Annotated in this window: 15 protein-coding genes and 1 other RNA gene; 8 read left to right on the forward strand and 8 right to left on the reverse strand. The window is 48.2% G+C overall.

The features are described from left to right. The first annotated feature begins 54 nt into the window (after positions 1-54). Entirely contained in the window at positions 55-1,137 is a 1,083-nt protein-coding gene (locus WDY75_RS09775) for a tetraprenyl-beta-curcumene synthase family protein (RefSeq protein WP_036641571.1), read from the forward strand. A 22-nt stretch (positions 1,138-1,159) separates the two neighbouring features. Beyond that, positions 1,160-2,131: a 6-phosphofructokinase gene (gene pfkA, locus WDY75_RS09780; RefSeq protein ID WP_006211708.1), complete on the forward strand. Its 972-nt coding sequence runs from the start codon at positions 1,160-1,162 to the stop codon at positions 2,129-2,131. Between the two features lie 81 nt (positions 2,132-2,212). On the opposite strand, the gene WDY75_RS09785 is transcribed toward pfkA, so the two are convergent. From WDY75_RS09785 to WDY75_RS09800, 4 genes are all read right to left on the reverse strand, one after another. Continuing rightward, on the reverse strand, positions 2,213-3,592 hold the full coding sequence (locus tag WDY75_RS09785; protein WP_063480223.1) for an MATE family efflux transporter: 1,380 nt from the start codon (positions 3,590-3,592) through the stop codon (positions 2,213-2,215). A 281-nt stretch (positions 3,593-3,873) separates the two neighbouring features. Further along, positions 3,874-5,058, reverse strand: a complete 1,185-nt coding sequence (locus tag WDY75_RS09790; protein WP_063480222.1) for a putative glycoside hydrolase — start codon at positions 5,056-5,058, stop codon at positions 3,874-3,876. A gap of 319 nt (positions 5,059-5,377) precedes the next feature. Then, complete coding sequence (locus WDY75_RS09795; protein ID WP_006211704.1) at positions 5,378-5,572, reverse strand: hypothetical protein; 195 nt, start codon at positions 5,570-5,572, stop codon at positions 5,378-5,380. A 173-nt stretch (positions 5,573-5,745) separates the two neighbouring features. Then, positions 5,746-6,567 (reverse strand): YitT family protein, encoded by an 822-nt coding sequence (locus WDY75_RS09800; protein ID WP_063480221.1) that lies wholly within the window; start codon positions 6,565-6,567, stop codon positions 5,746-5,748. Positions 6,568-6,853: 286 nt separating this feature from the next. Between WDY75_RS09800 and WDY75_RS09805 the strand changes: the two genes are divergently transcribed. Then, positions 6,854-8,479, forward strand: coding sequence for a DEAD/DEAH box helicase (locus WDY75_RS09805; RefSeq protein ID WP_081742797.1), 1,626 nt, complete (start codon positions 6,854-6,856; stop codon positions 8,477-8,479). A 193-nt stretch (positions 8,480-8,672) separates the two neighbouring features. On the opposite strand, the gene WDY75_RS09810 is transcribed toward WDY75_RS09805, so the two are convergent. Continuing rightward, on the reverse strand, positions 8,673-8,777 hold the full coding sequence (locus WDY75_RS09810; RefSeq protein ID WP_006211701.1) for a hypothetical protein: 105 nt from the start codon (positions 8,775-8,777) through the stop codon (positions 8,673-8,675). Between the two features lie 187 nt (positions 8,778-8,964). Between WDY75_RS09810 and WDY75_RS09815 the strand changes: the two genes are divergently transcribed. From WDY75_RS09815 to WDY75_RS09825, 3 genes are all read left to right on the forward strand, one after another. Continuing rightward, entirely contained in the window at positions 8,965-9,765 is an 801-nt protein-coding gene (locus WDY75_RS09815; protein WP_036641578.1) for a YesL family protein, read from the forward strand. A 45-nt stretch (positions 9,766-9,810) separates the two neighbouring features. Next, positions 9,811-10,002, forward strand: a non-coding RNA gene (ssrS, locus tag WDY75_RS09820) — 6S RNA. 145 nt (positions 10,003-10,147) lie between these two features. Next, positions 10,148-10,540: a DUF1499 domain-containing protein gene (locus WDY75_RS09825; RefSeq protein WP_006211699.1), complete on the forward strand. Its 393-nt coding sequence runs from the start codon at positions 10,148-10,150 to the stop codon at positions 10,538-10,540. A 74-nt stretch (positions 10,541-10,614) separates the two neighbouring features. On the opposite strand, the gene tpx is transcribed toward WDY75_RS09825, so the two are convergent. Further along, entirely contained in the window at positions 10,615-11,133 is a 519-nt protein-coding gene (tpx, locus tag WDY75_RS09830) for a thiol peroxidase (RefSeq protein WP_063480220.1), read from the reverse strand. 120 nt (positions 11,134-11,253) lie between these two features. Between tpx and WDY75_RS09835 the strand changes: the two genes are divergently transcribed. Together WDY75_RS09835 and WDY75_RS09840 are read left to right on the forward strand one after the other, a co-directional pair. After that, positions 11,254-11,868, forward strand: a complete 615-nt coding sequence (locus WDY75_RS09835; RefSeq protein ID WP_006211696.1) for a rhomboid family intramembrane serine protease — start codon at positions 11,254-11,256, stop codon at positions 11,866-11,868. A gap of 91 nt (positions 11,869-11,959) precedes the next feature. Beyond that, complete coding sequence (locus WDY75_RS09840; RefSeq protein WP_006211695.1) at positions 11,960-12,895, forward strand: LysR family transcriptional regulator; 936 nt, start codon at positions 11,960-11,962, stop codon at positions 12,893-12,895. A gap of 116 nt (positions 12,896-13,011) precedes the next feature. On the opposite strand, the gene WDY75_RS09845 is transcribed toward WDY75_RS09840, so the two are convergent. Next, complete coding sequence (locus tag WDY75_RS09845) at positions 13,012-13,692, reverse strand: zinc metallopeptidase (RefSeq protein WP_006211694.1); 681 nt, start codon at positions 13,690-13,692, stop codon at positions 13,012-13,014. A gap of 42 nt (positions 13,693-13,734) precedes the next feature. Continuing rightward, positions 13,735-14,187, reverse strand: coding sequence for a MerR family transcriptional regulator (locus WDY75_RS09850; protein WP_006211693.1), 453 nt, complete (start codon positions 14,185-14,187; stop codon positions 13,735-13,737). Between the last annotated feature and the right edge of the window lie 194 nt (positions 14,188-14,381).

Genomic DNA, 14,381 nt, shown 5'->3' on the forward strand with positions numbered 1-14,381 from the left:
AATAGGTTTGATTTGGATAGGTATAAAAAGACAACCATGTGGAGGCAGAGTTCATTGAATAATCAAGAGCTAAGCCGTAAAGTTCCGCGCAGTCCGGTTGGGCTGATGAGCCGGGTGTACAAATTTATACTTCCGGAAGTGCGGATCGAGTTGGAGAAGTGGCGCCGGGAGGCTGAGCAAATTCCGGATGAGGAGCTACGAAAGCAGGCACTGGCCAGTTTAGATACCAAAAAATTTCACTGCCAGGGCGGTGCAGTTTATGCCGCAGCCAATCTGCCGGAGAGGCATATTCTCATTCCATTGATTGTAGCTTACCAAACAATTAGCGATTATCTCGATAATTTATGTGACCGCAGTACTTCGCTGGACCCAGCGGACTTCAGACAGCTCCATCAGTCGATGCTGGATGCCGTTACACCTGATACGGAACCTGTTGATTATTACGCTCTTCGGACCGAGAGGGAGGACGGAGGGTATCTTCTTCGTCTTGTGCAGAAATGCCGGAATTGCATCGGCGAATTATCAGGATATGAAGCGGCAAAGCCCTACATAAGGGATTTGGCTGGGCTGTACACCGATCTTCAGGTGTATAAGCACATCCATCCGGATAAGAGAGAAACGGCATTATTGGAGTGGTGGTCCCGGCATGCCCACCGTTCACCGCATCTGCGGTGGAATGAGTTCGCGGCTGCAACGGGATCGACCTTGGGCGTGTTCATGCTATTCTTGGCTGCAACTGATCCGTTTTTGGATGACGAGGATGCTTCGTCCATTCATGCGTCTTATTTTCCGAATGTATGCAGTCTCCACATTATGCTGGATTATCTTATTGATCAAGACGAAGACAGGCTGGGTGGCGATCTGAATTTTTGTAATTATTACGAAGATGCCGATACGATGCTGAACCGTATAGCTGCCATTGTGGAGTGGGCCCGGAAGGATGTCAGAACAATTCCCTCGACCCCTTTTCATCGTATGATCATTGAGGGGTTACTGGCGTTATATTTATCCGATCCAAAAGTCAGCGAGCAGCACTTGGTTCGCAACGTATCCAAACGTTTGATGAAGAAGAGTCCGATGACCCGGATCTTTTTCTACGTCAACAGCCGATGGATTCGCAAGCATAAGCATGAGTGACATTGAAGGAGGAATAAGAAACATGGCAGAGGTTAAAAAGATTGCAGTTCTTACAAGTGGTGGCGATTCCCAAGGGATGAACGCGGCGCTGCGAGCGGTTGTACGCAGCGGTCTGTATTATGGTCTGGAGGTATACGGGATTCAGCGCGGATACCAGGGGCTGCTGGAAAACGACATTACACAAATGGACCTGCGCAGTGTCGGAGACATTATTCAGCGTGGCGGTACCATCCTGCGCTCAGCGCGCTGTGAAGAGTTTAAGACACCCGAAGGGCAGCAGAAGGGTGCCGACATTCTGAATCAGCACGGCATTGACGGTCTGGTCGTTATCGGAGGAGACGGTTCTTACCATGGGGCGAACAAGCTCAGCAAGCTTGGAATCAAAACGATGGGTCTTCCAGGAACGATTGATAACGACATTTCCTTCACCGATTACACCATCGGCTTTGATACGGCTGTAAGCGTCGTTGTGGACGCTGTAAATAAATTGCGCGACACCATGTCCTCTCATGCCCGTTCGTCTGTTGTAGAGGTTATGGGGCGCCACTGCGGCGACATTGCTCTTCATGCCGGCCTTGCTTCGGGTGCAGAGACGATTCTGGTGCCGGAAGTGGAGTACAACCTGGATGAAGTGGCTGCCCGTTTGCGTGAGAATTTTGCAAAAGGCAAACGCCACAGTATTATCATCGTAGCTGAGGGCGTTGGACGCGGCGAGGATATCGTATGCGACCTTAAAGAGTGCCATGCATCAATCGATGCGCGTGTAACGGTGCTCGGTCATATCCAGCGCGGGGGAGCTCCAACACCGTTTGACCGCAACCTCGCAAGCCGCCTTGGCGATTTTGCGGTTCGCAGTCTGATTAATGGGGAGTCCGATAAAGGATGCGGCATCATCAAGGGTGAACTGGTTCTCACGGATATTGACAAGGTCGTTAACACAAAGAAGGAATTTGACCGCGACTTGTACGATTTGGCACTGCGTTTGTCTCAATAAGCAGGGTCCGGCGTATAACGGAGCAACCCCTAAAAAAACCGTCTCCAATGGCAGAATGATTTCTGCATGGAGACGGTTTTTTTATGATGGTGCGGATACGGTCGAAGAGGCTGCCTGGCGTGCAAACTTTCCCTGCACCTTGACCAGGCGGAGGAGCATCAGGACTGCACCGACGGCAAGTCCCGTTATTAAACCGATCCAATAACCGAAGGCCTGCCAATCGGTGTAATTGGCGAGCACATATCCGACAGGCAAGCCGATTACCCAAAATGACAGGAAAGCGAGCATGAAGGCCACGTTGACGTCTTTGTAACCCCGCAGCGCGCCTTGGGTCGGTGTGGCGATGGCATCCGAGATCTGGAAGAAAATCGCGAACAGCAGAAAGTGCTGGATCAACGCTACAACGGCAGGTTCATTAGAGTACAGTCCGGCAACCTGGTGACCGGCCACAAACAGAATGACAGCCGTTATCAGCGAGAGGACAACGGCTGTACTTATCCCGAGCTTCGCGTACTTCCAGGCGTCCTTCATTCGTCCCGAGCCGGCTTCATAACCAACAAGAATGGTCAGGCTCATACATATGCTTAACGGCAGCATATACAGTGTCGTAGCAAAATTCAGGGCTGCTTGATGGGCGGCAATGGTCGCCGTATCAAAGTTGCTCATAAGCAGTGTTACGGCTGCAAACACGGCGGTCTCGAGAAAGATGGAGAAGCCGATGGGGACGCCAATCTTCAGCAAACCTTTCCAGGCGCTCAAGGAAACTCCCCGCAGCTGCCTGAAGACAGCAAACGAAGAGAACGGGTGTTGTCTGTGAATCGTAATGATCGCGATCACCAAGACCGTCCAATACGTAATAGCAGAAGCAAGACCAGCACCTACACCTCCCATTCTTGGGAAGCCCCACAAGCCATAAATGAGCAGGGCATTCAAGCTCACATTCACGGGAAGGGAGATCAGCGTGATCACCATGGAAATCCTGGTTTGCCCCAGCGCATCGATAAAGCTGCGGAGCACCGTATAAGCGAACAGCGGGATGATGCCTAACGATATGGCGGCGAGGAACTGCGAGGCGATACGCCGCACCTCAGGCTCCAGGCTCATCGCACCGAGTATGCCGGGTACTGCGGCATACCCGATAGCGAGTACGACAATGGCGAGTAAAATGGACAGCCAGAGTGCCTGATTGACCTGGTAAGCGACCTTGTTTTCCTGGCGTCCGCCAACGAGCTGCGAAACGATGGGGGTAATCCCCATTAAGATACCGCTAAGGCCGGTCTGAACTGGAATCCAGATGCTTGTAGCTATCGCTACGCCTGCCAAATCGACTGAACTGAACTTTCCTGACATATTGGTGTCAAAAAAAGTAATGGCAGATAAAGAAAGTTGTGTAACCAGGATGGGAATCAGAATGATCGCGAATTGCTTCAGTTTTTCCCAGGTTGTTGTTGTCGGCTGCATGTGTGATTTTGCCCTTCTTTTTTCAAGGTGATTTTATGATATTGCTCTCATAATTCTAGGTGGATCCTATGATGTGTACAATAACCTGTTCATTGAGCGGTGAGAAAGAACTCAACCAGCGGTTGAACGGGAAGTATCAACAAGAGTTCTCAGGGAACTTGTCAGGTCCCAACCACCATCATAGCACCTGCTGTCAAGGGGAATGCGGCCTTCAAAGATACGATAATGATCAAAGGGCCAGCCGTTGGATGGCTGACCCTTTGTTCTGATGATCGATGAATTTATTTATGTGTAACACCTTCGGTGTACCGGTTGGAAGCATTCCAGAGCAAATATTCATCGACATTCGTATCCTTGAGGGCACGAATCTGCTCCTCAATTTCTTTTTTACCGTACTTGGCATAATTTCCGCTTCCGAGCCAGCTGGCGGTAAAGTCCTGAATCCAAGGTCTGATGATCGGTTTCTTCTCTCCCAACTCGTCAAGCTTTTTGTGGGTATCCTCCATGGAGCCTTTAATGGTCTGGTAAGGAGCTTTATCCGGAACGGGGGAGCCGAACCAGCCTGCCGTGTAATGGCTCGGGTACACCATCGGACTGATGATATCCACGTTTTTGGAAATCTTGACAAAGTCCTGGCCAATGCCTTCTGCGGCCGGGACCGAAGCTGCATATCCGAAAATATCTACGGATACGCGGATGCCAAGCGGTGCCAGTTGTTCACGGGTATACTGCACGAAGTCGGATACCACGTCCACGCGGGATTGATCCGTCTTGGTATATTTGAGGGAATCGGCGCGTTTCTCGAAGCCCTCTGGAAAACGAACATAATCAAACTGGATTTCCTTGAATCCGAGTTTTGCTGCTTCTTTGGCAATTTCGATGTTATAATCCCAGACCTCTTTGCTGTACGGGTTGACGAAGCTGTCGCCGCCGCCATTGGTCCATACGCTGCCATCTCCTTTACGGAAGGAGAGCTCCGGGTTTTTCTTGGCGAGAATGGTATCCTTGAACACAACGACCCGGGCAATAGGATAAATATCGTGTTTCTCCAGACGCTTCATCAATTGGTTGATGTCTTTGATAAAAGGCTGGGATTTACCGAGCTCCTTCAGTTTCGGATTATCGGTCTTGTACGTTATGTATCCCTCATCATCCTTGATGTCGATGACCATGGCATTGAGTTCGGTCTTGTCCATCAGATCGACAAGCTGATTCATTCTGGAGCCGCCTGCGCTATAAGCTGTTACATAAATGCCTTTGACTTTAGGTGCATCAGCCTGCGGGTCGATCTCGGTGGTGTTTGGCTTGAGGCCGCTCTGGCCTTGAGTTTGATTGTTTTGATGCATGCCTTGAATCATGGCGGTATTTAATGATGCCTGAAGTTTGGCGGTAAGCGTGCTGTCCTGTGGACTGGAACCGCCGAAGCCCGCTGACGCCAAGATGAATAAAGCCAAGATGATATTCATAATTACTCTCTCCCTTGTGTACATTCACATCATGATTATAAAGGAACGTATGCCTTCAAAAAGAACAGGTTTGTTACAATCGACAATAAACTTAGAAGCGGCGGTAAGCATACCTTGTCTACATTAAACGGTTGAAGGGCGTTTTAAACGATAAAAGGGACTTTTGCTGTAGAAGACCGTGAACAACATGTGAACATGGGGGAGTAACCGTTATAGTAACGACGCGAGAGTTGCGGATAAAAAATGCCGTTATTCACCGGTCGATATATCCCCGGAGAAGAACGGCATTCGTCGTGCAATTTTCACGTATTGCTTAAAATTAATGCAGCGGAGTTTGGTTCTGATGCTCGCAAATGCTGAACTGAATGATTTCAAGAGCGTCCTCCTGCTCCAGAATACTCAGCCCGTCCCGCAAAACGATCATGGAGTTCAGTTCGTTCTGTCTAAAGAACGGTATCATTTCCGGGAACCACTTCATGACGATTTGTGACAATTTTACCGTTTCCATTTCCATAAAAATCACCCTTTCCTTCCAAGTTGGTTAGGTAGGACGTCTTCAGTAAAACGGAAAAACAATTAAAATTGGGCCAGGAGAGATGCCCGGGAAACAGATCTCATGAATTATTGTAGGAACCGCGCACAAATATTATACCACAAATTTGCCGTACCCTCACACGCGGCAAATATTTAGTTTTTGCGGAATTGTCCCATTACGGCTGTGGTTTCCACGATATTAACAAAAGCATGCGGGTCCGTTTCTGTAATAATTTGCTTCAGCTCGGCGAGCTCATATCGTGTGGTGACGGTCATAAGCATATCCTTCTCTTTATGACTGAAGGCTCCCTGGGTTTTGATCTTGGTAATACCGCGGGGGCGTTTGAGCAGCTTCTCAAGCAGGGCTTCCGTCTGGTTTGTCACAATGAACACGGTAACCTTGATATGGCTGACATGGAGCATATCCACCATTTTTCCGGCAACATAGATGGATGCCATGGAGGCGAGTGCCAGATTCCAGTCGTTTTCGAGATAAGCAACTGCCATGATGACGATAGCGTTCAAAGTGACAAGCACGCTGCCAACAGGAAAGTCCCGATATTTGGTCACAAGGGAGCCGATGATATCAAAGCCACCTGTCGATCCGCCAACCCGAAAGGAAAGGCCGGTACCGAAGCCGACAAGCACTCCACCGAATACGGAGGACAGCAGCATTTCGGTGGCAACCACCTTAACCGGGATGATCTCGAGGAACAGGGTTGTGACAACAACTGACAGTATACTGAGCCCGACGAATCGTTTTCCCAGCTTGAACCAACCCGTAAGGAGAATGGGAATATTGAGCACAAAATACATGATACTGATATTAAGCGGCGTAAAATAGCCGATAATTAAGGCGAGACCGGAAACACCCCCGCTTAGTAAATGATGGGGAATCAGGAACAGGTTGAATCCGCTCGCAATAATAATGCCGCCGAATACAATCGAGAAATAGGTCCATAGACGCTTCAACATAGGAATCACCTCCCGGTTATTATGACTTCTTTAAGCTTGCTGGTATTCCAGAATTGTTTTGTGATATAATGTATTGGATATTCTTGAGTAGTCCGTTACATTGATAACTTTGCAAGCTTATCAGGATGATTATACATTAACCAGTCCATACACTGGTGATAAGAGAAATATACCGGTTCACCTCGTGCAGAAAATCCTGCTGGCCGGGAAAGCCTATAAACGTTACCACTACTTAAGAATACAGATAAGAAAGTGGATGTCCACAGATAGAAGGAGTATGAACCTATTGAAAAATTTCGCAGATTTTGGCTTGGAGCCGCGCGTGCTGCAAGCAATTACTGAGCTTGGCTTTGAGGAAGCCACACCGATTCAATCCCAATCGATTCCGATTGCTCTTACCGGAAGAGATATGATTGGACAAGCACAAACTGGTACAGGTAAGACAGCAGCATTCGGCCTACCTCTTATCCACAAAATCGCTAAGGAAGAAGAGCGTATCGTCTCTCTCATCATGACGCCTACCCGTGAGCTTGCCATTCAGGTTGCAGAAGAAATTGGCAAGTTGTCCCGCTTCAAAGGAATTCGTTCCTTGGCTATTTACGGCGGACAAGATATCGGGCGCCAGATCCGCGCTTTGAAAAAGAAGCCTCAAATTATTATCGGTACACCAGGTCGATTACTTGACCACATCAACAGAAAAACAATCCGACTTGACGATGTACAAACCGTTGTACTGGATGAAGCGGATGAAATGCTGGACATGGGCTTCATGGAAGACATTCAGTCGATCCTTAAGCTTGTTCCTGAAGAACGTCAAACCTTGCTGTTCTCCGCAACTATGCCGGCTAACATTCAGAAGCTCGCTTCCCAGTTCCTGAAAGATCCTGAGCATGTATCCGTTATTCCTAAGCACGTAAGTGCACCTCTGATTGATCAAGCATATATCGAAGTTCCTGAGCGTCAAAAATTCGAAGCGTTGAGCCGACTTCTGGATATGGAGTCTCCTGAGCTTGCGATTGTATTCGGACGTACCAAGCGCCGCGTAGACGAGCTGGCAGAAGCTCTGCAAAAACGCGGATATTCCGCAGACGGCCTTCATGGCGACCTGTCCCAGCATCAACGTGATACCGTTATGCGTAAATTCCGCGATGGAAGCATCGATGTCCTGGTGGCAACAGATGTGGCAGCACGTGGTCTCGACGTATCGGGCGTTACCCACGTTGTGAACTTTGATTTGCCTCAAGATCCGGAGAGCTATGTACACCGTATCGGTCGTACAGGCCGTGCGGGTAAAGAAGGTACGGCATGGTCTTTCGTAACTCCTCGTGAGATGGATCACCTCTATTTCATCGAGCGCGTTACACGTCATCGTATCCCTCGTAAGCCTTTGCCAACGATTGCTGAAGCGATTGAAGGCAAACAGCGCATCATCGCGGAGCGTGTGCTTGAGATCATCGAGCAAGGCGAATTGACGGAATACAAAGGTCTGGCTATTCAATTGCTGGAGCAGTATGACTCCGTACAATTGCTGGCAGCAGCGATGAAAATCCTGACTGGCGACAAGAAGGAAGCATCAGATATTCATCTGACACCAGAAGATCCGATTCGTGCGAAGCGCCGGAAGCCGGATATCCGCAGTGGCCGCAAACCAAGCGGTGGCTATGGTGGCCGCAACAACAGCGGTGGCGGCGGATATCGCCGTGAAGGTGGCAGCGGCAGTAGCGGCAGCGGCAGCAGCGGTAACCGTGGCGGCTACTCCAAAGGCGGATATAACCGTGATGGCGGCAGCAGCTATGGCGGCAATCGCGACGGTGGTGGTTACAACCGTGACCGCAACAACAGCGGTGACCGTAAGCCGCGCTCTTACAGCGGAGGCGGCGAGCGTCGTCCTAACCGGAGCGGAGACGAATAATGGGTTCTGACGGTTAATTCTTTTGACCGAAATAACTGAATTCAAGACGAAGCAGCTCCCCGTCTAAGGTGGAGCTGTGCTTCGTCTTTTTTTCATGGTTAAAGAAGGTACACCACCAAGGGTGTACCTTCTTTTTAACCGCGCAGTTTTACGCATAACAGCGGATCTGATTCATTACATCATTCGGGAGACATTAGATATAGAATGTGCTCAGAATAATTACAAGCAGAATGAACAGAACCAGGACAATACCAACATTATTTCCGTAGCCATAACCGCCTACACCTTCACAAGACATACATAATCCCTCCTCTTAATTTTAAAAATTGAATCTTGTTAAATGGATTACGTGATATCCTATGGAGAAACAGCGGCATTGGATTGGATATACACCTAACGCTCTTCAAATTAGGCTCTGGCAATGCATGTGCAAAATAAGGTATATTAATAGATACATGCATGATTTGAGTGAGGAGGAAACGGATTTGGAAATGAAAGGAGCCATGGGTGGCTTATATAAGCTCACCGAGTGGATTACCCGTATTGCTTTTTCTAACATCTTGTGGGTTATTTGTACATCGCCTTTCCTGTTTATCGTACTAACCAAATTCCTGATGGCCGTTCAGACACCGGATGCGCATAATGAGCAGCTGTTGTCGAACTGGATGCTGGGAATCTTGTCACCGTTTGTGTTGTTCCCGGCTACAGCAGCTTTATTCAACGTTGTACGCAAATGGGTTATGGGTAATTCGGATGTATCCGTATTCAAAACATTCTTCAGGGGTTATAAGGAAAACTACAAACAGAGCATGATCGGCGGCATATTTTATACGCTGCTATTCGTGATTATGTATGTGGATTACACGGTTTATATGACGCAGCTCGATGGCTTCCAGCTTGTCGGCATTGTCATGCTGGTGCTGCTTATTGTGTTGTTTGTCTCCTTGTTCAATTTCTTTTCCATGACGGTTCATTATGAGATGAAGACCCTGCAATTGCTGAAAAACGCAGTGCTGTTGACCTTGATTCGTCCGTTTCGTGTATTTTCGACGTTGATCGGAAGCGCTGTCTTGGTGTATATCGGTACACAGATGCCGGTGCTCTTCGTGTTCTTCCTGTTCTGCCTGATGGCATTGTTTGCATTCTTCAACTTCTATGCGACCTTTACGAAGATGCAGGAACAGCAGGAGAAGATGAAGAAGGCCGAGGAGGAGTCGGAAACGGAACAGGCGCTTCTGGAAAGCATGGATTCCGTCAAAAAGGAAGAGAACGGGTCGAAGCCTTAAATAACGAGAGGTTTACTTTTCCGGCAAAACCTCCTATAATAAGACTACATCCTGCGATGTTCGTTTCGGTTTTCCGTTGTTTTGAACCAATGACGATGTCTAGGGAGATCAATACGTAATCGTGGCTGGAATGCCCTGTCTATATGACAAGGGGAATTCATAAGCGATTCTGCGGTCACCCACCTGCTAATGCAGGTTCGAAGACAATGTTTACCGGACGGCATAGGCGGGTTTCGTTAAACCAATGAATAGGCATCTCTTCTATTTCGAATTCGAAGTGAAAGAGGTGCCTTTTTGCTGTATATAAAGGTTTGCTGAAAGCATAAACAATGTTAAACTAGAGTATGGAAAGGAACGGTCATTTATAAAGGAGGAACGGTCTTTGTCATTAAAACGAGTTCTAATTGGTATCGTGCGCAGCTATGACGGCACAAGCGACCGTGCTAAAGATCCCAAGCTGAAGACGCGTTATTACAATCTTTCAAAAGAAAAGTGTTTTGAAGAGGTTTCCTCGACACTGAAAAAAATTCCGGGCTACAAAGTTCTGCATGAGGTTAAGTCCGTTGGAGAAATCACACTCGAGAAAAGAACCTCATTCGGACGTACACTGGACATTACCGTATCCGTGCTCGGCATCAGTCCGGTTCGCAGTGCAGTTGATATGTATTCGGCGTCTCGCGGTTCCCTAGGGGATCTGGGGGCGAATTACCGGGTCATCCTGAACCTGTACGCCGTACTTGACAAAAAACTGAGCAAGTATAAAGTGGATGCTTAGTAGAATAAGAAAAAAGCGGGAGAGCTGCTCTCCCGCTTTTTAAAAGTGTACAGTGTATGTAGCCTTTGGCGGTGTTATCTAAGAGATTTAACCGCTTCTACGGCAGCCTCGTAATTCGGGTGCTCTGTCATTTCGCCAAGGTATTCTACATAGGCGATTTTATCGTTGGCATCCACTACGAAGATCGAACGCATGTCGAGTTGGAATTCCTTGATGAGCACGCCATATGCTTCGCCAAAAGAGCGAGATTTATAATCGGACAGCGTGACGACACGGTCAACACCTGCTGCTCCGCACCAACGGGCTTGGGCAAACGGAAGGTCGGCACTGACGGTGAGAACAACAACGTCATCGCCCAGTCCAGCGGCTTCTTCATTGAAACGGCGTGTCTGCGCGTCGCATACCCCGGTGTCGAGGGAAGGGACTACACTGATCAGCTTGATTTTACCTGCAAAATCTTTAAGAGATGCGTCTTCCAGCAGGTTTTTGCTCACTGTAAAATCTGGAGCGTTGTCACCAGCCTTGAGCTGTGGACCGATGAGTGTAATAGGATTGCCTTTAAAAGTGGCAGCTCCTGAACGTTCTTGAGCCATGAAAAATCTCCTCCTTGGATATCAAAGTTTGGTGATCAGGTTCATGGTACATTATAATCTTTTTAAAAAGGGAATGTCCACTAAGGGCGCCCTTGGCCTGGTTAGGATGAGGAGGATGCTATGATTTTCGTACGTTATGAAAACTGGAAGAGTTATTTGCGTTATTATCCTGTGACATCGCTGCTGCTTGTGATCAACCTTGTAATGTTTGTGATTACAGCGTTTGACGGGGGATCCAGAAATCCGGTTACGCTGCTGAAATACGGCGCTTTGTCGGATTTGCCGGAATTCGTAGATCAGGCATGGAGATATGTCACGGCGATGTTCTTGCATAACGGCTTTGATCATCTATTGTTCAACAGCTTTGCACTGCTGGTATTTGTTCCTCCGCTGGAGAGAATCATGGGAAGCTGGAAGTTTGCTATTCTGTATCTGCTCAGCGGTGTTCTCGGTAATGTAATCGGATTGGCTTATTATGAGCGCATGGAACACTACACATTCCTTGTAGGCGCATCAGGAGCCATCTACGGAGCTTATGGCGCTTATCTGTACATCGCCCTGTTCCAGCGGCATGTCATTGATGAGTCGTCCCGCAAGACGCTGTATACCCTGCTTATTCTGGGGATTCTGTTCTCGTTCACCCCTGGGGTCAGTCTTGTAGCCCATGTCGGCGGATTGGTAGGCGGATTTTTCCTCTACGGCCTCATGATTCGATTATTTAAACGTCGGACATAATCGGACCTTAGAGGGTCTGTTATAATAGAATTGGATGATTTGGATAAAGTCTTCAAGTCTTCTAGGGAATAAGAATGGAGCGATAAAAGGCGTGGAATTACGACAGTTGCAATACTTTGTAAAGGTTGCGCAAAAGGAACACGTTACCCAAGCGGCAGAAGAGCTTCATGTGGCTCAGTCAGCCGTCAGCCGTCAAATTCATCAGCTGGAAGAAGAGCTTGGTGTTAATTTGTTCATGCAAAAAGGCCGGAATCTGCAGTTAACTCCGGTAGGTCAGCTTTTTTGCAAACGGGTGGAGAGCATCATGAAGGATTTGGACCGCGCGGTCGTCGAGATACATGAATTTCTGGATCCGGAGCAGGGAGAGATTCGCATCGGTTTCCCTCACAGCCTGGGCATTCATCTGATTCCGTCCATTGTGGCTGAGTTCCGCAAGAAATACCCGAACGTGAAGTTCCGCTTCAAACAGGGGATGTTCCCGACATTGATCCGGGACGTGGTCGGGGCCGAGGTGGATTTGGCCTTTGTATCCCCTTTTCCGGATCGACATGATCAAGTGGATGGGGATATCGTGCTGACAGAGGAGCTGTTTGCGATCCTGCCGCCGAATCATCCGCTTGCCGGAGAGCAGTCCATTAAGCTGGAACAATTGAAAGAGGAGCGCTTTGTGCTGTTCAGCAAAGGATATTCCCTGCGTCCGATTGTGTGGCACGCATGCCTGGAAGCTGGATTTACGCCGAAGATTGCCTTTGAAGGCGAGGAGACGGATACGATTCGCGGACTGGTTGCTGCCGGCATGGGGGTCAGTCTGCTTCCTGAAATGGCGCTCTTCCAGACGAACCCGCTCCAACCGGCTCGCGTTCGGATTTCCGAGCCGAAGGTAACGCGTTCGATCGGTCTGATTCACCGTGCCGATGAGAAGCTCCCGCCGGTTGCTCAGGCTTTCCGCGCGTTCTTGCTTCAATACTTTGGTATTGACCCGTCACCAAAAAAGGAAGGGAAAGCGGACACCGCTTCAGCTCCCTAGGTTGGCTTCATTAAATTACGAGAAAAACATCATCAAATATAAAAAGAGGGCTTTCCTCTCCACCGATCAATGGTGAGAGGAAAGCCCTCTTTGTTTGTTCTTATACCGATGTTATGTTAATCGCGGTTGCTTGTAAAGATCATAATATAACGAATCAGCTCCAGCAAGGAGATCAATGCAGCAGCGACATAAGTCAATGCAGCAGCGTTCAATACCTTAGCAACTCCACGTTCTTCGTCATTGGCAATGTAACCTTCCTGTACCATGAGCTGGCGAGCACGGTTGCTCGCGTTAAACTCGACCGGCAGGGTGACAAGCTGGAAGGCAACGGCACAAGAGAAGAAGATGATGCCGAGACCGACAAGGTTCATGGCCTGGAACAGGAAACCGGCAATCAAGAGAAACGGCGCGATACCGGATGCAATGTTAACGACTGGGAACATCTTGTGACGGGCAACGAGCATCGGATAATGCTCGGCATGCTGGATGGCATGGCCGACCTCATGACAAGCAACAGAGACAGCTGAGATGGAACGCTCGTAATATACAGGCTCTGACAGACGGACAACGCGCTTGGTCGGATCGTAGTGGTCAGACAGCGCGCCTGGCACCGGTTCAATGGGAACATCGTGAAGACCGTTGGCATCCAGCATACGCCGGGCTGCATCGTAGCCGGTCATGCCTGTGCTGTTCTCAACCTTGGCCCACTTATTAAATGTGCCTTTAACACGGAATTGAGCCCATAGTGAGAAAATAAACGCGATTATAATGAGAATAAACATCCAGTCAGAATACATTTATCATACCCCCATACTAAGTTGTAATTTGGCGCGGCATTGTTACATCGAAGTGAACTGATTCAGCAAAATTTGAAGTGACTCGATACAAGCAGCTCCTTTGGGAAGAATATTAGCAAGTACCTCCTTGGCTTGACTGGGCTTTAGTTCGCTCAGGAGTGGATTGAGTTCCTTAACATCCCGTTCCAGCTGTTTCATCTGTATTTCGAGCTTGGTCAGCTTTTCCGTCATTTCGGAATCATCGGCAACTGACTTCCACCGATCCAGTCTTTCCTTAATCTCATCGAGAGTATATTTCTCTTGCTTTAACTGATTAATACGTTCGAGAGTGCTTAAGGTTTCAGAACTGTACAACCGGTAGTTTTTTAACGTCCGTTTTTCAGGGGAGATCAAACCCAGCTTAGTATAGTAGTCAATGGTTCTTTCGCTGATTCCGGCAGCCTTGGCCAGTTCGCCTATCCGGAAAAGGTTTCCGCTCATGATCCCCATAATCATCACCTCACAAGCCTTCATTGAATTGGACATTAATGAATGCATTTATATTTTCATTTTAATAGAAATATGATACATGATCAGGAACCATACAGTCAAACGTCATAGTTGTGACGAAAAAACCTTGCAGTTAAGCCTTTTTTTAACTACATATGATGTAAGGTCATTTGCACTGTATGCGCTTAATGTTATATTAC

It is taken from the genome of Paenibacillus glucanolyticus (genome assembly GCF_037333485.1).
GTDB lineage: Bacteria > Bacillota > Bacilli > Paenibacillales > Paenibacillaceae > Paenibacillus_AQ > Paenibacillus_AQ glucanolyticus.